The sequence below is a fragment of the Alteromonas sp. H39 genome (assembly GCF_047556435.1).
Classification (GTDB): Bacteria; Pseudomonadota; Gammaproteobacteria; order Enterobacterales; family Alteromonadaceae; genus Alteromonas.
This window is the reverse complement of record NZ_CP180210.1, coordinates 1,237,554-1,258,729: the sequence shown is the minus strand read 5'-3', so window position 1 is coordinate 1,258,729 and position 21,176 is coordinate 1,237,554. Positions and strand designations below refer to the sequence as shown.

21 protein-coding genes are annotated in these 21,176 nt (G+C 49.4%); all 21 read right to left on the bottom strand.

Annotation, left to right across the window (positions count from 1 at the left end; genetic code table 11):
- A complete protein-coding gene (locus ACLBLI_RS05485) occupies positions 1 to 2,298 on the bottom strand; it encodes an HAD family hydrolase (RefSeq protein ID WP_414830128.1) in 2,298 nt (765 codons plus the stop codon).
- The gene (locus ACLBLI_RS05480; protein ID WP_414830127.1) at positions 2,295 to 3,581 is read right to left on the bottom strand and encodes a glycosyltransferase family 2 protein; all 1,287 of its coding nucleotides are present in this window, start codon (positions 3,579 to 3,581) and stop codon (positions 2,295 to 2,297) included. Before ACLBLI_RS05480 ends, ACLBLI_RS05485 begins: the two co-directional genes overlap by 4 nt.
- Positions 3,582 to 3,584: 3 nt before the next feature.
- Complete coding sequence (gene glf, locus ACLBLI_RS05475) at positions 3,585 to 4,745, bottom strand: UDP-galactopyranose mutase (RefSeq protein ID WP_414830126.1); 1,161 nt, start codon at positions 4,743 to 4,745, stop codon at positions 3,585 to 3,587.
- Between the two features lie 4 nt (positions 4,746 to 4,749).
- The gene (locus ACLBLI_RS05470; protein ID WP_414830125.1) at positions 4,750 to 5,694 is read right to left on the bottom strand and encodes a glycosyltransferase family 2 protein; all 945 of its coding nucleotides are present in this window, start codon (positions 5,692 to 5,694) and stop codon (positions 4,750 to 4,752) included.
- Entirely contained in the window at positions 5,691 to 6,893 is a 1,203-nt protein-coding gene (locus tag ACLBLI_RS05465; RefSeq protein ID WP_414830124.1) for an acyl-CoA reductase, read from the bottom strand. Before ACLBLI_RS05465 ends, ACLBLI_RS05470 begins: the two co-directional genes overlap by 4 nt.
- Positions 6,890 to 7,993, bottom strand: coding sequence for an acyl-protein synthetase (locus ACLBLI_RS05460; protein ID WP_414830123.1), 1,104 nt, complete (start codon positions 7,991 to 7,993; stop codon positions 6,890 to 6,892). Before ACLBLI_RS05460 ends, ACLBLI_RS05465 begins: the two co-directional genes overlap by 4 nt.
- A complete protein-coding gene (locus ACLBLI_RS05455) occupies positions 7,994 to 9,400 on the bottom strand; it encodes an AMP-binding protein (RefSeq protein ID WP_414830122.1) in 1,407 nt (468 codons plus the stop codon). It lies immediately after the preceding gene.
- A gap of 14 nt (positions 9,401 to 9,414) precedes the next feature.
- Positions 9,415 to 10,182: an SDR family NAD(P)-dependent oxidoreductase gene (locus ACLBLI_RS05450; RefSeq protein ID WP_414830121.1), complete on the bottom strand. Its 768-nt coding sequence runs from the start codon at positions 10,180 to 10,182 to the stop codon at positions 9,415 to 9,417.
- Positions 10,166 to 10,405: an acyl carrier protein gene (locus ACLBLI_RS05445; protein WP_414830120.1), complete on the bottom strand. Its 240-nt coding sequence runs from the start codon at positions 10,403 to 10,405 to the stop codon at positions 10,166 to 10,168. Before ACLBLI_RS05445 ends, ACLBLI_RS05450 begins: the two co-directional genes overlap by 17 nt.
- 16 nt (positions 10,406 to 10,421) lie before the next feature.
- Entirely contained in the window at positions 10,422 to 11,003 is a 582-nt protein-coding gene (locus tag ACLBLI_RS05440) for a GNAT family N-acetyltransferase (RefSeq protein WP_414830119.1), read from the bottom strand.
- Positions 10,996 to 12,030, bottom strand: coding sequence for a UDP-2,4-diacetamido-2,4,6-trideoxy-beta-L-altropyranose hydrolase (gene pseG / locus ACLBLI_RS05435; RefSeq protein ID WP_414830118.1), 1,035 nt, complete (start codon positions 12,028 to 12,030; stop codon positions 10,996 to 10,998). Before pseG ends, ACLBLI_RS05440 begins: the two co-directional genes overlap by 8 nt.
- On the bottom strand, positions 12,027 to 13,085 hold the full coding sequence (gene pseI, locus ACLBLI_RS05430) for a pseudaminic acid synthase (RefSeq protein ID WP_414830117.1): 1,059 nt from the start codon (positions 13,083 to 13,085) through the stop codon (positions 12,027 to 12,029). Before pseI ends, pseG begins: the two co-directional genes overlap by 4 nt.
- Complete coding sequence (locus ACLBLI_RS05425; RefSeq protein WP_414830116.1) at positions 13,086 to 14,024, bottom strand: glycosyltransferase family 9 protein; 939 nt, start codon at positions 14,022 to 14,024, stop codon at positions 13,086 to 13,088.
- 1 nt (position 14,025) lies between these two features.
- Positions 14,026 to 14,718, bottom strand: coding sequence for a pseudaminic acid cytidylyltransferase (gene pseF / locus ACLBLI_RS05420; RefSeq protein WP_414830115.1), 693 nt, complete (start codon positions 14,716 to 14,718; stop codon positions 14,026 to 14,028).
- Positions 14,715 to 15,860 (bottom strand): UDP-4-amino-4,6-dideoxy-N-acetyl-beta-L-altrosamine transaminase, encoded by a 1,146-nt coding sequence (pseC, locus tag ACLBLI_RS05415; RefSeq protein WP_414830114.1) that lies wholly within the window; start codon positions 15,858 to 15,860, stop codon positions 14,715 to 14,717. The genes pseF and pseC overlap by 4 nt, the downstream gene beginning before the upstream one ends.
- The gene (gene pseB, locus ACLBLI_RS05410; RefSeq protein WP_414830113.1) at positions 15,857 to 16,861 is read right to left on the bottom strand and encodes a UDP-N-acetylglucosamine 4,6-dehydratase (inverting); all 1,005 of its coding nucleotides are present in this window, start codon (positions 16,859 to 16,861) and stop codon (positions 15,857 to 15,859) included. The genes pseC and pseB overlap by 4 nt, the downstream gene beginning before the upstream one ends.
- A 232-nt stretch (positions 16,862 to 17,093) precedes the next feature.
- A complete protein-coding gene (locus ACLBLI_RS05405) occupies positions 17,094 to 17,405 on the bottom strand; it encodes a hypothetical protein (protein ID WP_414830112.1) in 312 nt (103 codons plus the stop codon).
- The gene (gene fliS / locus ACLBLI_RS05400) at positions 17,402 to 17,830 is read right to left on the bottom strand and encodes a flagellar export chaperone FliS (RefSeq protein ID WP_414830111.1); all 429 of its coding nucleotides are present in this window, start codon (positions 17,828 to 17,830) and stop codon (positions 17,402 to 17,404) included. Before fliS ends, ACLBLI_RS05405 begins: the two co-directional genes overlap by 4 nt.
- Positions 17,831 to 17,849: 19 nt before the next feature.
- Entirely contained in the window at positions 17,850 to 19,283 is a 1,434-nt protein-coding gene (gene fliD / locus ACLBLI_RS05395) for a flagellar filament capping protein FliD (RefSeq protein ID WP_414830110.1), read from the bottom strand.
- Between the two features lie 11 nt (positions 19,284 to 19,294).
- Positions 19,295 to 19,729 carry a flagellar protein FlaG gene (locus ACLBLI_RS05390; RefSeq protein ID WP_414830109.1) on the bottom strand — a complete coding sequence of 145 codons (435 nt, stop codon included), beginning with the start codon at positions 19,727 to 19,729 and terminating at the stop codon, positions 19,295 to 19,297.
- 88 nt (positions 19,730 to 19,817) lie between these two features.
- Positions 19,818 to 20,648, bottom strand: coding sequence for a flagellin (locus ACLBLI_RS05385; RefSeq protein ID WP_414830108.1), 831 nt, complete (start codon positions 20,646 to 20,648; stop codon positions 19,818 to 19,820).
- Positions 20,649 to 21,176 lie beyond the last annotated feature (528 nt).

Below are 21,176 nucleotides of genomic sequence, written 5' to 3'. Positions count from 1 at the left end.
TCACGCACCAACCAGTTGCAAATGCGTTATTCCCTGCTGCTCTGCTGCCTGCGTGATCCGCTCAGCAATTTCATCGCGGAATGCGCGCGATGAAATCACAAACTGATCAGCCCCCTCATTAAGCGCCTTTTCCAGTGTCACGACGCCGATACCAGCCACGCTGTACCCCGGGCTCACCTCAGCTTTACGGTCAATCAGGTAGGTTACATCAATGTTGTGCTGACGCAGATAAGGTAATAACTGAATGAAGAATTCTCCTGCCCCATAAACCGCTATACGGGTCCAGCGAAGTGCCAGTAGTTTTTTCATCAGTTCTTCTATGCTGGCGATGTTATCATTCTCCATAAGCCCCTGAGACCGCGCCAGAAATGCCTGCTCCTGCAGTGCAACGACCCCTGCAGGCCAATGCAGCTCTCCAAGCTTCCAACGGTTACTGCTGGTGCTGCTTGCCAGCGTTGCCTCTAACCCGATGGATGCCACCATGTTGATTTGCCCCTCATCAATGACGGGGTATTCGCCATCGGTCCCAAAGTTATCTTGATGCAGCAGATGTTGAAACAGGCCCGCCTCCTCTTCCGTAGGCATAAGCACGTAGCGAGCTACAATCGCAGCAGCCGTGCTGTGCTCCACTGGCGGCTGAGACAGCTGATGCGCGGTATCAAGATAAGACAGACAGCCCGCCAGGAAGGCATCACATAAGGGCGCATTTGCCTTTATCCCTGCTGCCAGGACAGGGGAAACCTGCTCTTCCTGACACTGATATTCCAATGTCGTACCACCACTGCCTAACAATAAGGCCTCAAGACATTCAGGGGATCGTGCCAGCCGTTCAGTTAACCGAAACCGCGTATTAGCCGGAGACAAAAATGCCCGGTACAACGTTTTGTCGACAAATCGATAGGCTCGCAACGAGGAATAGAACAACAGATTGGCGCCAGCTACACTACCAAATATGTTTTCCAGACAATGCTGTATGGTGCCGCCATTACCGAAGTCCACTACAGCACAATTTTCAAACCCTGCGTCGCTGACCTGGGAGAAATACTGACTTAGCAGGTTTCTCTGCTGTGCGATTTTGTCTCGCAAACCAGACTCATTGGCTTTTGCCTCTCGACAAAGCCGCTGATAGAGAGGCTCTCCGTCTATAAACACTCCTTCGATATTCTTCAGTTCAATACCGTCGTCAAGTTGCTCAGCCAGGGATTCCGAAGTTTGGAAATCGTCAATGAAATTTCTAAGCGTATACCCCCGGTACGTCATCAGCGTATCCATCACCTGTTCCAGCCAGTGTGGTGCAGAGGTGTCGATACCAGGCCAGAATGCAGACTTGCGGGAGACGTAAAACGAACTTACATGAATGTCAGAGCGTCCCATCAGTGAGAGCACTTTTTGTATTACTGGTGTAAACAAAAAGCCTTCACGCATCAGACATAAAATTTGCTTGCACCCTGACTGTTCGCTTTGAGAAACAGCCCAGCGCGCAAATGCCTCGATTACAGGGCCCCAGACATAACTTCCCATCTCGTAAGCCACTCGTTCCTGGGAGCCTTGTTGCGAGTTTTGCATACTCGCCAAAAGGCGAACTGCGTGAGATGTTTTGCCCGCATCAAACTGCTTTTCTTCCAGCGACGTTATCCAGTGATTATTCAACAGGGTATTAAAATATTGCGTGTGAAGGCCTACCGCTTCAGCCGCCTTCACATCGGCATCTTTGTTGTCGCCGATATGCAGCCATTCGCTAGGTTGCCAACCATTTTCATCCGCCAGCTTGCGAAACAGTTTGCCGCTGAACTTTGCCACATGTTGCTCACATGATACATATATCGGCAATGACTGAAGAAGCTCTGAATCGCCAAAGAAGGTCTCTTTAATTTGTGCGGCTGACAAATACATATCCGATATAAAAGCGACCTGAACTCCTTCATCAACCAGACGGCGAATGACATTAACCATGTCATGGTTAATTGTTGCACAGGCTTTCTCTGCAGTAAGTTCAGCATTCCGTAACGCCAACTGGCTCTGGGCACTGAGCGGCATCGCGTTAAAAATGGCCTCAAACGGAATGTCCTCGCTCGCTGAGGCTTGCTTGCGCGCAAGCCTCTCGGCCTGCTCGCGAAGCAATCGGTAATCCGCTGGAGTCACGCCGGTAAGTTCGCTGACACCAGACAAGGCAACGTTTGCGAATACCCAGGCAGGATGAGGTAAATGCCTGAATACCACCGTGTCAAAAATATCAAATGTCACCACACGCGCCGGTAGCTGTATGGCGCGCTCCAGTATACTGTCATAAATAGTCAAACGGTCCTCCCGCTCGCGTGATAACTGCGATAACCTGCCATAATTTCACGCAGATATACCGGGATCTGCACGTCACTGAAAATTTGTCTGAAGCGCTCAAAACTTTCGACTAGCCCAGCGTGCTCTGTCACGTGGCAGCTATTGCCATGCTGATCGATCACCCACCCCTCGTCCGGCGGAGTGACGGATAATACGTGGGCGCACACCGTAACATGCTCTGCACTTTCCGCCGCGGTGTCGGCACACTGACGAATCCGCTTTGGCAGCAAAGCCGATACGCGATTAATCAGACTATCGTCCGCCCCCCGCAGGTGCACACTGGTGACTTCACTTAGATGACCAAACCCGTCGCCGGCTTCTTTCTGAAGAATTGCATCCGGCTGTTCGTACCAGCGCCCGCGGGCAAAATCCATAAGCGCAAAGTGGGCACTGTGCACCTGCGCGAGCTTGCCTTTACGATTGGCAAAGAAAGCCTGAGGCGCTAATTCTTCACACCGCTTACGGGCGAAAGCTTCAAACGTACTTTCATCGAGATAGTTAGCAAAAAAACGCAGGCGATTACGCTCGAAGTAATAATTACTGAATGTATTTGGTGTAAATACCGCGCCCATTTTATGTAACACACGCGCATCTCTGACTGCGTGTATTTCAAAGCCGGCGCGTTTAATTCGCTGACACCAGTCAATATCATCCCAGTAGATAAAATGCGCATCATCAAACAGACCAATGCTGGCAACGATATCGCGACGTGTGACCAAACAACACGCAGGGACATAATCACAGGAAACAGCGGCAGGGAGGGACGCATCGTCTTTATGACCTTTAAAAGGCGTTGCCACGGAATATCGCTCCCAGTCAACAAAGGCGCCTAACTCCTGAAGTATTTCAGGGTTGTCCATGGTACAAATTTTCGCACCGGCAACCGCCACTTCCGGTCGCGACAGCAGATACGATATCAGTGTCGGTAACGTATCAGAATCCAGTAAAATATCATTGTCCAACAGTGCAATAAATTCACTTCCTGTTTTCATCGCCTCTTCCATTCCGCGACGGAAGCCACCAGCCCCCCCCGTGTTTTCAGACATTGCTACCAGCGAAACCCAATCTGAATAGTGCTCTCGAACCATGTCCTGACTGCCGTCTTCAGAGGCATTATCGACCACCATGACCTGCATATTCAACTGGCGCTGGTCTGTCTCCTGCAAGGAATCCAGGCACGCTTTGAGGTATTCCCGCTTGTTGTAATTACAAATCACAACGGTGAGTGAAGTTGACGTATTCATCTTTTATTTGTGTAAGGAGGCAAAAGTAGACAACGCATTCTGAACGGCATCGTCCATATTGTAGTAACGGTAATCTGCCAGGCGGCCCAGCACCGTTAGTGAGTTAAACCTTAGCGTCATTTGTCGGTAACGCTCATATGCATCTTGGTTCTTGTCGGTAAATACCGGGTAATAAGGCACATCGGCTTCCGGGTTTGCTCTGTCATATTGCTGAGGATATTCCCTTACGATAGTGGTGTGGGCACTATTGCAGGGAAGAATATGCTTAAACTCGGTAATCCTGGTGAAGGCTTCTTCATTCGGGTAGTTTACCGTCGTGGCAGGCTGAAACTCCCGCTGAGGCAAGGTCTCATAATCAAAGCGTAGAGAGCGATAGGGTAATTCGCCATCGACGAAGCTGAACAATGAGTCAAGCGTACCTGTGTAAATCAGCTTTCCGGAAAATACCTCACCGTCCAGGCAGACGGTCCCGGTTGCCGCATCAAGCGTTAAGCGTCGTAACGCATCACAGCTTGTTTCCACCTGAATATTTTTATGTCCAAGCATCCTTTCGAAAAGGGGCGTATATCCCTCTGAAGGAATAGCCTGATACGTATCATGAAAATAGCGGTTATCGCGGGAAACGACTACCGGCACACGGGCAGTCACTTCCGGCGAGATATCTTCCGGACGACAGCCCCACTGTTTTACCGTGTAGTTGACAAAGAACTTGTCGTAAACCAACTGTCCAAGCTCCCTCAATGCCGGTTCAGAGGCTTTCTTCAGCGTGAGAATAGGCACTTTGCTGCCTTCTCCGAATTGATCAATAAGTAACGACTCGATATACGCTGCCTGTTGGGAAGGGTACAACTGTTCCAGCGTGTTCAGGTTAAAAGGCAACGGTACCAGTTTCCCATCGACCCGGGACAATACCTTATGCTCATAGGGATGCCATGTCGTAAAGTTCGACAAATAGTCCCAGACCTCCTGCTTACTGGTATGAAACAAGTGTGGGCCATACTGATGAACAACAATGCCATGTTCATTTTTATAGTCGTAACAATTTCCCCCAATATGGGGGCGTTGCTCTAAAACCAGCACGCGCTGATCCGCTACACTGGCGAACCGCTCAGCCATAACAGCGCCTGAGAATCCAGCGCCAACAACAATGACATGTGGATGCATGGCATTACTCCCTTAATAAGATTCTTGCCTGTTGTGGCGCGTGACGGTATTCCCAGGCAAGTTGATGACGCTCATTAAAAAACGACTCAGAATTAACCGACAGTTTGATTAATTCTGTGAACTGCTCATCATTTTCCCGGAACAAAAAATACAGCGCAGCGGCAAAAAGATGATGCGAGCAGCCCTGCGAAATAAACTGCTTATCGACACCGAACTGTGCAGCCTGTTTAGTCGCGTGCTGTATATCGGCCAGACTCTGCAATCGCCGGGAAACACTTCTTTGTGTTTGTCCACCAAAACTATCTGCATGGATCCGGTAACGGCCGAGAACTTCAGGTATAAAGTCGATAGAGGCTTTTAAAAAGCCCGCATTCATAATATAAAACGGATAATCAAGAATGATTTTACATTCAGGCAAGACCGTCTCGATGAGCCAGTTGTGACGACGAAACATCACGCTGCTTGCCTGAAGGTACGTACCGTAACGAACCAGGTGGGTTATATCGGACTTCTCGGGTATCTGTTCCCAGTTATAATGATCAGTCGAATAGCGTTTTATCGACTGATTGGTATCGGAATCAAACACATCTGATTCGTGATAAACCATCCCGCACTCAGGATGGTTGTCTAAGTAGTCGACCTGCGACTGCAGCTTGCCGGGCAAAGCGACATCATCACCATCAAGATAAGCAATATACTCGCCTTTCGCCTGCGACAGCAGCGTCTTCATATTCTCTGCTAGCCCGCCATTTTCTGTCTTGATAATAGGAACAAGATTGCCAAACTCGCTTGCTAACTGCCTGATAATTCGTGCAGTTCCATCAGGAGAAGCATCATCACAAACGATAACCTCATACCCAAAATCAGTTTGCTGCTCGCAAACCGACCGGATGGTCTCCTCAATGTACTTTTCCAGATTATATGCAGGGATCAGCACTGAAAGCTTCATTCTATTACCACACGCCGTGCCAGTTGGCTTATTAACTCATACCCGTCCCACTGAGGTGCAAACTCAAGCGCACGTCCAAGCGGAACCACTCTGTCTATTCCTGTTATCGACGGTTGGCCAATGAACTTTACCAGCGCCTCTTTCGGGACACCAAAGTAACTTAGTGTCTGTAGCCGCGCCGACATCTCATCTGCAATCTTATTAATAGAGTCAACACACTGGCATAACAGAACCTGGCGCCCTACATGATACACAAGCAGGCTCTCATCAAATGCTTCACACTCAATTGCACACAATGGCCCGGCATTAATCACCTGATTGACGTTTGTGGTTAGCTGAACCGACTGCACCGTAATAAGCTGCTCGTTTTTCGTTGTCACCGACACGTCATCCTGGGCTAACGGCAGTGTCCTGGCCACCGTTAAGAACTGTGAAAGCGATTCAGCACTTCCCAGCCAGAACAGCACGCGGGGTGAAGAGCACGCCTGTTGCTCGTAAGGAGCAATATCTTTAAGCAACAGGCGCATTGCCTGCTGCGCAGTATATTCCTGTGACACAGCACCAGCGTCGATCAGGCTTGCTGAGTAACGGTCTGCGAAGCTGATGTCTCGGCAACGCGGTTTACAGGGAAACTGCCTGATTGCGTTAACGCTGTCGTCGCCGCCCCATAATATTCGCGCATCAGCCTGCTGACACAGCGATGCCGTGTAGTCTGTACCCTCTGTGACATCGTGTTGATATTGAATAAATACATTCCGCCCGGCAATATCACGATAGTCAGGCTTTGCGAAAACCTCATTGAGCACAGCCAGTATCTCTGCCTGCACGTCGCCTGAGCGTGAGGACACCCGCACCACATTCTTATTCCCGGCGAGCAACGAGCACACCCAGCTGTAAATAAACATGGTATCTACGTTAGCGGGTGTAAAATGCACAACCGTGCCCAGTGCTTTGAAAGTATTGGCCGGGTATTCACCCAGCATCTGACGCGTACTGGCTTCGCGCAGCCAGAATGCTAGCGCCACCAGCTCGGAATGTTCACGACAGGTGTGACTGCGCATGATACGGGTGGACATCTCCTGCAAAAACGCAATGACGCCGTCACAGGCGAAGGCCATCGGAGAAAGTTGCCACAGCGCCCACTCATTAAGCGTGTTCTCAGTGCCGGCATGTGAGGGCGCGACGATCTTCAGTGTCATGGTGAAACCTGCGTATCACTGCAGCCGCGTACCTCTGTCTTCGGCAACCGGCGCAGTACTTCAAAATATTTACCAGACCGTCCGCATGGACAATCATCCTGCCCCAGTACGCGGCCTAAATCTTCGGTTAATAAGCTAAATCCCGGATAGCTGGTCGGTATTGCGGAAATGACTTGGAGCAGGCCCTGCTCACCGGTCTTGCACACCTCCAGTGTATAGGGATCTCTTACTATCAGCTCTGCCATTACCGGCACGTGGAGATGGCCCTGCTCACACTCGACAAATACCGTGCCTACCTGTTCCGCCATCCCATAAAAGTTGTGAACGCGCGAGATCCCGGTCAGTCGGCTGACGGCAGACTTGAAAGACACGTTGTCCACCTGCTTTTCAACGAGCTTTTTCCAGCCACCACTGTGTACCAGTACCCCTTTGGACAACGACAAAGACTTACGTTGTGCCTGCAAGGCTTCCAGAAAATACGCCCAGACCATAAACGTGAATCCGAACACCAGTACCGACTGGTCTCCGTAAGCGTTTTGAAATGACTCCAAGGCTTCCATATTTAATGACATGTCGTCGTTAAGCGCAAAGACTGTCTGACGACCAAAGAAAGCCATCCCCTGAATCCCCGCTGCTCGGGCCGACAAAGCGCCGCTTTTGACCGTTGACGGAGCATCTATCACCAACATAGGCAAGCGCTGTTTACCAATGAAGTTTTGCATGATTTTCACCAGCGCTTTACTTTGTCGCGCGCTGGTCGCTTTATCGAGAAAGACTTTCGCCGGGGTTTGTCCGCTGGTCCCTGAAGACTGCAATACTCTGAAGACTTCATCCTCCGGCACGCTGCGTAATGCAAACTGCTTAAACAGACGAACTGCGAGAAAAGGCATCTCTTCCAGAGTGGCAGGGTCATCTGCATGTTGCTTTATCAGCCTGGAATAGGCCGGTGAGTGCGCTTTGTGATGCTGGTGTAAGGCCTGAATGACAGGTAAGAGGGCAAGGTGCTTCTCTCTAACGCGCAACGCGTAAACATCATGCGTCAGTAGTTGCTGGTAATTGTCCTGATAGGCCTGGTTAATCATAATCGTTGTATTACGCATTTATCTGAAACCGGCGCTGTGCGCAACTGACGCAAGCTGCTGATAGTCAGTTTTACCGTTTGGCAGCAGCGGCCACGTGTCCACCACATGCACGCAGTAAAATTTCGGTGGACAACGAATCCACTCCCGGACGAGAGCCTGCACTTGCCCAAGGCCGTGCTCAAAGCAACAAATGTGCAACCGACTGTCGTCACCAAAACATTTTACCTCCAGCGCTTTTGCGGCAAACAGACTTTCCAGCCCATCCAGATTTATGCGCTCGCCTAATAGTTTGATGATCCGCTTTTTCCGGCCCACTATCCGATAATCACCATCCTCATCAAGGCAGGCCAAATCCCCGGTTTTAAGATCGCCATATTCACCAAAGCTGGCCAAGTCACCGACGTCGCCGGCATACCCTAACATACAATTAGGGCCGGAATAGCAAAGCTCTCCGGCAATCCCGGGCTCGGTTATCGGTCTTCCCTCTTCGTCCTCAAGATACAAGGTACCGCCTGGGATAGCCTGACCAATCGCGTCCGGTTTGCCAGCCCTCTGAGGGTGTAGCCAGGCCATTCTGGCCGTCGCTTCTGTCTGACCATACATCCGAAAAAACTGACTGTTATTGTTATCGGCAAACTCGGTCAGAGCTTGAATAGTCTGCGCAGAGAGCCGTCCTCCTGCCTGCGTAAAATAGCGAAGTGCGGGCAGATTTCGTTGGGTGAAACGCAGGCGAATTAACATTTCGTACCAGTGCGGAACGCCGGCGAGTGAATTCACAGGCAAGCTTTCCATTAGATCCCAAAAACCTTTATCCATAAGGGTTAACTTGGTTATTGCGACACTGGCCCCGGACGCCAGGTGCGTATTAAGCACAGACAAGCCATAAGAATACGAAAATGGCATACTTGCCAGCGTAATATCGTTTTGACGGATAGGTAAATACTGACAAATGCTGCGGGTATTTTCGCGAATATTGGTATAGGAAAGCGAGACGGCTTTGCCGCCGCCAGTTGAACCCGATGTCAGCAGAACCAGCGCCAGTTCACCAGTCAGTCTGTGCCACTGGGTATATCCGACAGACTCGCTGCTATCCGACAACACCAGATTAGGCAAAAAAGACGCTTTCAGCTGGGCCAGCCCCTCTTCACTCATTTGCGGGTTTACCAGAATAACCGGCCATTGAGCGCGCAGACAGGTCAGATAGTACACCACCCCCGAAAGCGAGTTTTCCATTTGCAGCAACACCAGCGGACGCTGTTTTTTCCCAGGCGAGTCTGCAGACAATGTATTTTCGAGTAACCGGAGCAACCGGGACTGTGTCTGCTTCGCCTTTTCCTCCAGCATCGCGTAAGTCACTGTTGCGCCATCTACATTCAGCGCAACCTGTTCTCCACGCGAGCCCAGCGCATCGACCCAGTCAATCATTCACTACCCCCAGTTTACGGATGAAAAAGCCCATCCACCGGCAACACATGCCCCGTGGTATATGAGGATACAGGACAAAGTAAAAAGCTGACCGCACCCGCAACCTGCTCTGGTGTCCCCGCTGCTTGCATGGCCGTTCTGGACAGAACCTCGTCTCGCGTTTTTGCTTCATAATGGGCGGTCAATGGGGTATCAATGAACCCCGGGGCCACCGCATTAACTCTGATCCCTGTCGTGGCCAGTTCTTTGGCAAGTGATTTTGTGGCGCCGGTAAGTGCAGCTTTACTGGCAGCGTACCCACTCATGCCTGCACTACCCTGCTCACCGACCTGGGAGACAATATTGACTATCGCTCCCTGCTTGCTGCGGGCCATAAGTCTGGCTGCAAGTTGCATGTGTTGGTACGCAGCCACAAAGTTCACCTGCAATTGCTGCTGCACTGACTCCAGACTACTCAGCATTAACGAGGCTTCCTGCATAATCCCGGCGTTGTTCACCAGTCCGATTAACGAGCCTGTTTTAGGATCGGCTTGCCTCTTTTGTATTACCCGGAATGCGTCTTTCACTGCCTGCGCATCGGTAACGTCATAAACCAGTGGGATAATACGTTCGGGATCCAGATCGCAGAGGGTTTGCAGCGCCGCCTCGTCACGGCCACCGGCAAAAACGACAGCACCGTCACAGATAAGACGCCTGACGATGGCTTGCCCTATGGCTCCTGTCGCCCCGGTGACCAGTACGCTATGGCCAGAGAGGGTGTTGTTGTCAGAATGCGATGTCATATTTAGCCAGAATGTCTTTCGCTTTCGCCACCGAGCTCATATCAATAATGTCATCGGTGTCCAACATCACATCAAACGTATTCTCAAGCTCTGAGATAAGCACCATGTGAGCCGTTGAATCCCATTCTTTAATTGTGTTGTACTGCAGATCATCTGTGACCCTTTCTTTGTCGATACCTAATGCATCACAAAATGCCTGCGTCAGTTGTTCCTGATTACTCATGGTATAAATGCCTTATTTAACGGGATAAGAAACGCTTGATGGTTGAGGTTGCCTCTTCATAACCTTTATGCGTAATACGCAGCGTTACCCAGTGACCATCATCAGAGTGTGTCACCGTTTCGTATCCTAATTTTTCGTTGTAGTTTAGCGCTGAGCGATTGTCGGCCTTCACAGTAGCCTGTAACGCATTGATTTTAAGACAATCAAAGCAGTAATCATAGAGTACAAGAGTTGGTGCAAAGGCAAGAATATTCCCTTGATATGCCGGGTCGCCGATATACAGGCCAGGCTCCACCACGTCAGCATTAAAAACAGATGCCGCACTGTCATCAGCGAGTGTTTTCAGGTTTGTCGCGCCAATGGGCTTGCCTTTATAACGCACTATCCAGTGGGTTTGATGCAGATCCGCCTGCACTTTGCTGAACCAGGCGCGTTGCTGAGCTTCTGTTATCGTGTCAGATGACACCATTTTCTGCCTGATAAAGTCACTGTTTCGCCATGCTCGTAACTGCATAATATCGGCTTCGGCTAACGGCTCAAGCGTCACCTGGTAGCCACTTAGGATAACGTTGGGAGCCTGCCCCACTATATCAATCATTCAGCGCCTCGAGCATTCTCTCAACCACGCGTCGGGCACCTTCTGCATCATAGAATTGTCGCGCTGCCCGCGACATCGCCTCAAGCGCATCATTATCCTGATACAGTGTCATCGCATGTCGGGCGATTTCAAACACATCCGTATTCATATCATATGCCACACACCAGCCTTCCTGCTGCGCGCGGGTGGTCGCCTCTCGCTGATTTTCCGCCACCATCACCAGCACAGACGGGGTACAGCAGGCGCCAAGCTCAAACTGACTGCCGCCGGCAGCACTGATTGCAAGTCTGGCGCTGCTCCACGCCGACGCCATATCCTGGCACTGATGAATATGCTGGACAGCAAACTGCAATGTCCGGCACAAAGTGTTCACCCGTGCGGGATCGTTAAACGCAGGGCCGGTTATGACTCTCACCGGCACAGTGGATCCTAAAGCTTCAAGCGCCGAGAGCAGAGGAATAGTCATTTCGGCCGGGTCACTGCCGCCAAAAGCCATCACGATCCCATGTCGCTGCTCAAGCGGTTTATCAGCGTTATCACGAAAGGCTTGTCGAAGCAGTCTGTAGCGGCGTCCGGTACACAGTGTAGCGTCCGGCTTTATCGAGTGATAACTGGCATCCATCGCGTCAGTCGCGCTGTTTACAATGAGGTTCGCGTGTTTAATAAGACGCTGCTCACCATCATCCATAACCACGGTAAAAGGGAGTTCACTGGCGGCATCATTGATGACATCTACAGGTAGCTGGTAGCCGTCAAGAACCAGTACTCTTGGTTTGAACTTCTCCAGTGCCGCCACCAGCACATTGCATCTACCGGCCGACGTCGCCGCAAATCCGGCCTGGTCCATTACTTCAACCGGAAAATTCCAGTCATGTTGCGCGCGTGCAATATCGGCCGCATCGCTATCGAGCAGAAACCGACAGGACAGATTATATTCATCGGCGGCCTGCGCAAGCGCCAGACTTCGGATCACATGACCGATACCTTTTTGCCTGCCGCCTTCTGCCCACAACAATATGTCGGTCACGACGAGAGATGTTCCCAGCTCAGTGCAGTCCCTTTAGGGAGGTCCTGCGTTGCTACCTTACCCAGAACCTCATCCCAGTGCCGCGGAGCCAGACCAAATGCAGGGCGCACAATCTTTAAGTTGCTCTCGCTAAGTACATCGCCCGCCCCGATATCCGCAGAAACGTAGATTGAGCGACGGTACTGTTTGGCCGCAGTTTCAGCCTGTGAGCCGCCGTAACGAACCTGCCCCATTGCCTGCCAGGCACGCCGGGACTCTGTGACCAGTGACTTGAGTTCAGCAGGCTCCAGCGAAAATGCAGCATCAACGCCGCCTGCATTCCGGTCCAGTACAAAGTGTTTCTCAATCACGCTGGCGCCAAGCGCGACCGACGCCACGGCGACACCGATACCACCAGAGTGGTCGCTCAGCCCCACCTGACAATCAAACGCTGCGCGCATGTTGGGAATGGTGACAAGGTTGGTATTATGCGGCTCAGCCGGGTAGGTACTGGTGCACTTTAACAACACAATCTCATGGCAACCGTTTTCCCTGGCGCAATGAACGGCTTCTTCAATTTCTCTTAAGCTTGCCATACCGGTGGACATAATAAGCGGCTTGCCTTTACTGGCAGCATAAGCAATAAGCGGTAAATCGGTCAGTTCAAACGAGGCAATTTTAAAACAGGGAACATCCAGCGCATCCAGAAAATCGACGGCGCCGGGATCAAACGGCGAACTAAATGCGACCATCCCTTTCGCTTTCGCCCGCGCAAACAGTGCCTCGTGCCATTCGTAAGGTGTAGCGGCTTTCTGATAAAGCGAATGCAGCTTTTCTCCAGACCAGAGACTATCCGACTCACCAATAACAAAGTCTTCTTTATCCACATCCAGCGTCATCGAGTCGGCTGTATAGGTTTGTAACTTTATTGCGTGGGCCCCGGCATCAGCCGCCGCATCAACCATTTTTTCAGCCAGTGTGTAATCCTGGCTATGATTACCACTTAACTCCGCAATGATAAACGGGGGAGCATCCGCCCCTACCTCATAGCTTCCAATCCGGATTTGCTGTTTCACTTATGACGACTCCAGTAAATTGACGATATCGTTTACTATCACCTCAGCATCGATGGGCTGGTTCACCGTCGTTGCATAATCCGGCATCGTAATGCGCGGGTCGAACGAGCCAGCAAGCAACAGAGTGGGTGTCTGTGTGGCAACAGCATACCATTGAAATGCAGAAGGAATGGTAACCAGTAGTTCAGCCCCTTTTACGAGCTGTAGATTTTCTGTAATATCGCCGTCGCCTGATAGCTCTCGGTATTGCACGCCCTTCTCGCCAAGAAGGCGAGTAAACGCTTGTGTGTCGAGGAGTCCCTGTTGAGCTGTCTCATTGTAAATAGCGATGTAAGGTTTTACCGGGGGAATTGCAGAAGCTGGCAACGTCATATCAATATCAATATCCCGCAAGCCACAGCAGCGTTTCAGAAAATACTCCGGATACCCCCCGGCAGGAGGGGCGGCAGAGTCCCACCATTGTGTAAACCACTGCCCAAACGTCAGCCAGGTACTTGCTAAATAGGTTTCTGCGTCACTCACCTTTGCTGGCTTAAGCGTCTCCTGCTGCAACTCGTCAATTAATTCTGCAACCGGGTATGATAAAAAGTTGCCTTCCACCGGTTCCCCGGCATCTTTTAAGAAACGCGCGAGAAAGCATGGCATAAACGCAGTATCGAGGTTCACAATATGCGAAAAGTTCTCTGCGACAACCTTTTCTGCCAGCCCAAGAAACGTTTCCATGGCAATGACAATATTGTCAGGCCAGTGCCCCTGCTCAAGCCGCATAACCTGGACCTGAGGAGCCCCCTTTTCAAAAAACACCCCGCAACTTCCATAAGTAAGCACGGTAATTTGCGCATTCGAGTAGCGTTTCTGGAAATATCTGACTGCGGGCAGCCCTATCGCAAGTACATCACCCTGCTCGGCCATTCTGATAAGTAAAATTTTTTCTGACATTTTATTCTGACATTGTGTAGGCGCGATACATCAATTCAGCGCGTTTCCAGTCTTCCGGTGTATCGATATCCTGCACCAGATACCGGGGAAGAATGACGGGAATCGAATGCGGTGCAAAAGTGGCTTTATCATTCTTCCAGGCTGAACGGGTGCCCCAGTAAAACTGCCCGGCATCGTGATAATATTCTTCTAGATCCTGTGAACGTTTGCCCATCTGGCCAGCATCTACTGGAGTGACACCGCCTTCAAAGAGCTTGATTGCGCGTTGCACAGGAAAAGGAAAGCTGGTCACTGAAAAGGCAAATTGCTTGGTACTGTCGGCAGCAAGCCTGTGGAGCCCTTCTTTCAGGCGCTCTGCCGACAAAAACGGCGCCGTTGCATAGATACAGCAAATATAATCAACTTCGCCTGCGCTCTGCTCAAAAACCTCCACAGCATGCTTTACTACTGGAAATGTCCCGACATAATCATTCGACAGTGATTCGGGGCGCGAGATAATTTGCGTTGCACCATATTGCTCAGCAATCGCCGCAATCTCGTCAGAGTCGGTAGAAACGATAATCTCGTCAAATAGCTCACTGGCCTGCGCCGCTTCAATAGAGTAAGCAATCAGCGGCTTTCCCGCGAAAGGTTTAATATTCTTCCCGACGATACGCTTACTTCCCCCGCGGGCAGGTATAACCGCTATATTCACTTCAGTACCTCATCCAGCGTCATAATCACCTTGTCTTGCATATCGGCAGAAAGAGCCGGAAATAAAGGCAAAGTAATCGCATTGCGGTAATACTGCTCGCATGCCGGATAATCCTTAGGGTCAAACCCTAACGCCTGATAATACGGGTGACGATAAATCGGAATATAATGTACGTTTACGCCGATGCCATGTTCTCTCAGTGCATCAAAGGTCTCACGTCGATGGCCGTTTTGAAGCTCAACTACATACAGATGCCACGCACTGTTTTCATCCAGTACCGGACGAATTAACGGCAGGGAACATAATGCCTCATCGTAGCGTTTTGCCAGCGCCAATCGCTTTGCGACAAATTCATCCAGGCGTTTAATTTGGCTGTTTCCCAGGGCAGCGTGAAGGTCGCTGAGCCGATAATTAAACCCCAGTGCTTGCTGAGCATAAAACCAGCCGCTCGCCTGCTCATCCGCTGGAAACTGGCTTTTGTCGCGGGATATGCCATGACTGGCGTAAAGCCTCAATGACTTCGCGTAGACATCGCTGTTAGTCAGTACTGCCCCTCCTTCCGCGGTTGTTACGGATTTCACCGGATGAAAGCTGAGCACCACAAAATCGCTGTAGACAGCCTGGCCGATGGGTTTACTATCTGCATCCTTTCCCCCCAAGCCGTGTGCGGCATCTTCAATTAAAATGATGTCATAGTAAGAAGTGAGCTCAGCTATCGCTTTCATATCACAACTGACGCCAGCGAAATGCACGACGACTATAGCTTTGGGTAGGGTACCGTTGTGTTCGGCCTGCTGCAGCTTATGTTTAAGTGCACTTACCGACATATTTCTGGTGACAGGGTCAATATCAACAAAATCGATATCGGCGCCACAGTAACGAGCACAATTTGCAGAGGCGGCAAAGGAGTTAGGTGAGGTCCAGACCTTGTCTCCCGGCCCTATGCCGGTGGCAAGGCACGCCAGATGAAGTCCGGACGTTCCACTATTGCACGCTACGGCATACTTTGCGCCGGTATACCGGCACAGGTTTTGTTCGAACAACGGCACCTGCTCGCCCTGAGTGAGGAACTCATTCTTAAGCACATCGATGACAGCATTGACGTCATCATCGTTGATGCTGTGGCTTCCGTAAGGAATCATTTAGTAACCTTGTCCAGCTCTCGTAGTTGGTCAACGGTCAGGAAGTGGGGATTGGTTCCCGAATGATATTCGAATTTGTCTGAAGCCGGCTTGCCACGTTCGCCCAAGCGGTTGCGAGTATAGTCTAGATCTTTGTCAAAAAAGGTTATTGCCGGAGCAATCACATAATGGTCATCGAACTCGACGGTATGATGTGCCATTTCTTCTGGCACCATGACTTCATGAAGCTTTTCCCCAGGCCGAATACCAATCGTGTCAAACTCTTTACTTCCGCTCATCGCTTCCACTAAATCGACAATGCGAATGGAAGGTATCTTGGGAACAAAAATCTCACCGCCTTGCATGCGGGAGAAGTTTTTAACAACAAACTCAACGCCCTCATCAAGGGTTATCCAGAACCGCGTCATATCCGGGTGCGTGACCGGTAAACGTTCTGCGCCCTCACACAGTAATTTGCGGTAGAAAGGCACGACCGAACCACGTGACCCCACCACGTTGCCGTAGCGCACTACAGAAAACCGGGGACCTGTCGCGCCGGAAATATTGTTTGCGGCTACAAAGAGTTTGTCTGAAGCCAGCTTCGTTGCACCGTATAAATTGACAGGGTTTGCGGCCTTATCTGTAGATAATGCAATTATACGCGATACATCACTTGCGATAGCAGCATCAATAACATTTTGTGCCCCGTTAATATTCGTTTTTATACATTCGTTAGGGTTATATTCTGCTGCAGGCACTTGCTTGAGGGCTGCGGCATGAACAACAAACTCGACATCTTTCATCGCCGTCTTCAATCTGTCTTTATCACGAACATCACCGATGAAGTAACGCATACAAGGGTCGGTAAAGCGCTGCTGCATTTCGAATTGTTTTAGCTCATCCCGGGAGTAGATGATTATTTTTTTTGGCTTACAGGACTGTAGAAGATAGTCAACAAATTTGTGTCCGAAAGAGCCAGTTCCGCCTGTAATTAACACTGTTTTATTTTCGAATACTGTCATTATAGTTGTTCCAGTGATAGTGAGCATCGTCTGCTACAAAATTCTTTTTCCGGAGTTTAGCGGCTCTTCAAATAGGCCCGGTCCCCATCGGTTTCATACACAGTTGTTATGCTGAACTACGTTACTATAGCAGTCTTATCATCAGAAACTGCGTTGGGCTTAATTCTCCACTAGCCATAGATGACTACTGTTAGTCCATGTTTTTACCAATCCAATCAGTTTTAACTCAGCCCTACTTATATTTTTTTATGGCAACCTGGCTTCTCACAAAGTGAGACGCGTCGTCTTTAGCTGACTTAAGCAAGGTCTGCGCCACCTCTTTCATAATGTCATTAACCCTGATCTCTTTTGTCGCAAAAATCTTTTTATCTTCAGGACTGAGGGATTCAAGATGGCTGACAATAAGTTCATCGCGAATTTTTAGTAGCGCGTTAAGCGACTCAACGTCTGTTGCAGAGGGATTGTCGCACAGCGCTGCGATCTTGTGATTGATTTCTCGTAGCGCTGTTGGGGTATAGGAATGATTGAGTTGCTCTGGTTTCACACAGCTTGTCGTCTTTGACGCTGGGCTTCAAAAGCTTCCTGTTTTGCATCCTCAGGAATCTGCAGCCATGCATCGCGAATGGGTGCTAATAGACTAGATACCTCATCAAGAATATTCAAGTCATTCTTAACATGTGCATCACTCAGCCGCTCCGTCATGTAATCATAGAGTGCAAACATATTCTCGGCAGTGTCTCCACCAATATCCAAATCGAGTGTATCGCGAAGATGGATCAGAATCGCAGACGCTTTTGATATATAGTCAGCTTTGCCCACATAGTCTTTTCGCTCCATCGCACCTTTGGCGTAAGCGATTCTATCAAGCGCACCCTGCATTAACATTAACGTAAGACGATGCGGATCTGCACTTGCCACATCTTGCTTAATGTTACCCTGCCGATATGCATTAATGCCTTTAAGTGCCATAACTACTCCTAACTATTCATTACCCAAGCGCGGCCAATAATGCTGACCCGGTCTGGTTTAACTGTGCAACGGTTTGGTCGAGGTTCAAATATTTATCCCGCAGTATTTGCTCGTAATTAACCATTCGAAGTTCTAATCTCTCACGATCATCGTTAAGCTGTTCCCGATCATCTTTCGCTGAACGCTCGCGCAGACTGATAAGTCCACTGTAGGAGGTATACTGGTCAGCGAACTCATATAACCGAACCGCAATCCCCTCTTTTTCGTCGGTAAACAACGCTGCGATATCGTCAAAGCTTTCATCCAGCGCGTCACTCAGGCGTTCTTCACCGGTTCCCAACCCAAAATCAGTGTCACCAATTTCCAGGCGACCCTCCGAGTTGACCTCAATACCCAACTGAAATAATCCGCCAAGTGATGAAGAGGAGACGCTACCGCCGACAATTGACGCCAAACCGCTTTGAATGCCCCGTAACAACGAATCACCAGCTAATGCGCCATCATCTTCCAAATCTGATTCACCGTATTTGGTTAAATTTTCAATTTCCTTTATCAGACCATTGTAGTTATCGACAAAATCGCGGATTTTTTTATCTAAACCCTCTCGATCGTAACCAATTTCCAGCTTGGAAGTAATAAATTCGCCAGAGGTGTCTTTAGGCGAGACTTCTTTGGCTTCGAACGAGACGTTTTGGATCGTATTTTCAAACTTGTTCGTCTCGCTCTCTACGAGAATACCGTCTATTGTCGCCTTCGCATTCGTAGCAGCTTCAATATTGGCTGCACTGATGCTGCCAACGCCACCGGTTGTTGAAAGACGATCAAGCTCGGTGTTACCACCATCGTTATTGATAACCAGGTCATTTCCATTACCCGTCTTTTCGGACGTAAAAACGAGTTTAGGACCAGCTGAAGTGCCGGTATCAATAATATTGGCGTTCACACCGAAGTTGTCAGAATTGTTATTTATTGCTTCGCGAAGCTGAGTCAGCGTCATACCACTGGTAACATTGACTGAGAAGCTGTCAGAGCCGCCTACAGAAAAGGTCAACGAGCCGCTACCTGAAGTCAGGACCGCATCGGACGAAGACGAAAACGCACCATCGTCTGTGGTAATTCTGCTGCCGCTGGCGAGTTCAGTCACCGCGACTTTGTAACTTCCTTTTAATGCCGAGTTCGTTGCCTCAGCAGTTAATATCTCGATATCTTCAGAAGGATTGGTAATGGTAGGTTCGCGACCATTTATATCATTGTCGCGTCTTAAATCATTTACAGCGTCTTTGAAATCCGACAGCTTAGACTTAATTTGACCGAGGCCTGAAATTTCAGCCTCAATCCGTTCTTCCCGCTGATTTAAGCGGTTTTCTTTTGGTGCTCGTTCAGCATCAAGCAATTGCGAGACAAGATCATCAAGCGCAAGCCCTGAACCAACACCCAACGATTGAATAGTCATTACTCACCTCACTACACTTTGTTGTTAACAAGCACTCCTACGCTACTTCCGATATCTTCCTGAAGACTTTTAATTCGCTCTGCTAATTTTAGCACTTCTTCAGAAGGAATTTGGCGTATTACGTCACCTGACTCAGAATCTTTAACGGTGACAACAGAACGTTGCGTATCTTCATCTATGGAAAATGCCAGATTTCTGTTCTGTACTTGTAAAAATGCCTGGACCTCTTGTACAGCAAGCTCAATATCTTCAGCTTGCCCCTCTCTATTCAGGTTATCGGCATTTTCACGCTCAACTTGAAGATCTTTTGCTCGCGCATTTTCAACTGAGGGCTCCGTTGAGTCATTCGATGACTCCACAGGTCCTATCGAATCAACGCGCACCGGTACCTTTTCTGCTGTTGTTGCAGCAAAATTCTGGCCAATCTGTGTATTTGCAATCTCCACGCGAACCTCCTTAGTAAAAAACGACAAAACGGGGCCTGCCTTAAGCAGACACCCGTTACAGTTTAAGCAAGGTTACTTATTGTTAAGCTTATCCCAGTAGCGAAAGCGCTGTCTGTGGACGCTGGTTAGCCTGACTTAATACAGAGACAGATGCCTGCTGAATGATCTGGTTACGTGTCAATTCAGCGGTTTCAGCGGCAAAGTCGGTGTCACGAATTCGTGAACGCGCAGCTGAAAGGTTTTCAGATACGTTGCTTAAATTACGAATCGTAGACTGAAAACGGTTTTGCAGCGCACCCAGGTCAGCGCGAACGCCACCAATGCTTGAGATTGCGTTATCAATCGCTGTTAGTGCAGTTGAAGCGCCACCTGCTGTAGAGATATCAACGGTTCCTACTCCAAGACCGGAAGCGCCAAGGCTTGCTCCGTCAGTTGTTGACAGGTTAACGCTGATGGCCTGGTTCGCATTCGCGCCCACCAAAAACGAAGCAGAGAAGCTACCATTCAGCAGGTTTACGTTACCAAACTGTGTATCAGTCGCTACTCGTGAAATTTCAGTTTTCAGCGCTGCAACTTCTTTTTGCAGTGCAGCACGGTCAGAAGAACTGTTAATACCATTTTGAGACTGCACTGCCAGTTGACGGATACGTTGTAAGCTGCTGGTTACCTCGCCTAACGCGCCTTCTGCTGTTTGCGTCAGAGAGATAGCATCGTTCGCGTTACGAACAGCTTGGTTAAGACCCTGAACCTGTGAGGTCAGACGATCTGAAATCTGAAGACCTGCCGCATCATCTGCTGCACTGTTAATGCGAAACCCTGATGACAGTCTTTCAAATGACGTGCTCAGCTTGTCGCTTACGTCAAACAACTGACGTTGCGCGTTCAGCGCAGACACATTGGTGTTTACATATAAAGACATTGTTATACCTCCTAGGGATTCGATGTAACCGGTGCTACTATCAAACCCTTCCAGTTCAGACCAGCCAGGTCACTACTCCCGCTGGTCCCCTCGTAACGAAACAATAAAGTTCCGCAAAAAGTAATTAAATTACCCCTCAGCTAAAGGTATCGGCGGTTCCTTGAGCTTCTTTAGCTTTTTTTTGAAAAAAAATTAAAATAATTATATCTATATGAAAAATAATGAGATTTTCTTGAATCATTCTTGTAGAGGATGACGCTTATGCTCGGAGGCAAGCGTTTGCCGCGATTACGGCAAAAAAATGTGTGGAATCGGCGAAGTATGAAAGATAATAATTAAGTATGCTGCCTGATTCCCTTTGTTTCTGAGGATGACCGCACTTTGTCATTGTTGGCACGGGGAATGCTTTAGATTTAAAGCAAGTTGACGAGATGTTTCGGTAATAAAAAGAAAAAAGGCCGAGACAAATGTCCCGGCCAATTTGCTCACGTTAGGAGATTGAGCAAAATTCAGTTTCAGTCGGCTGGC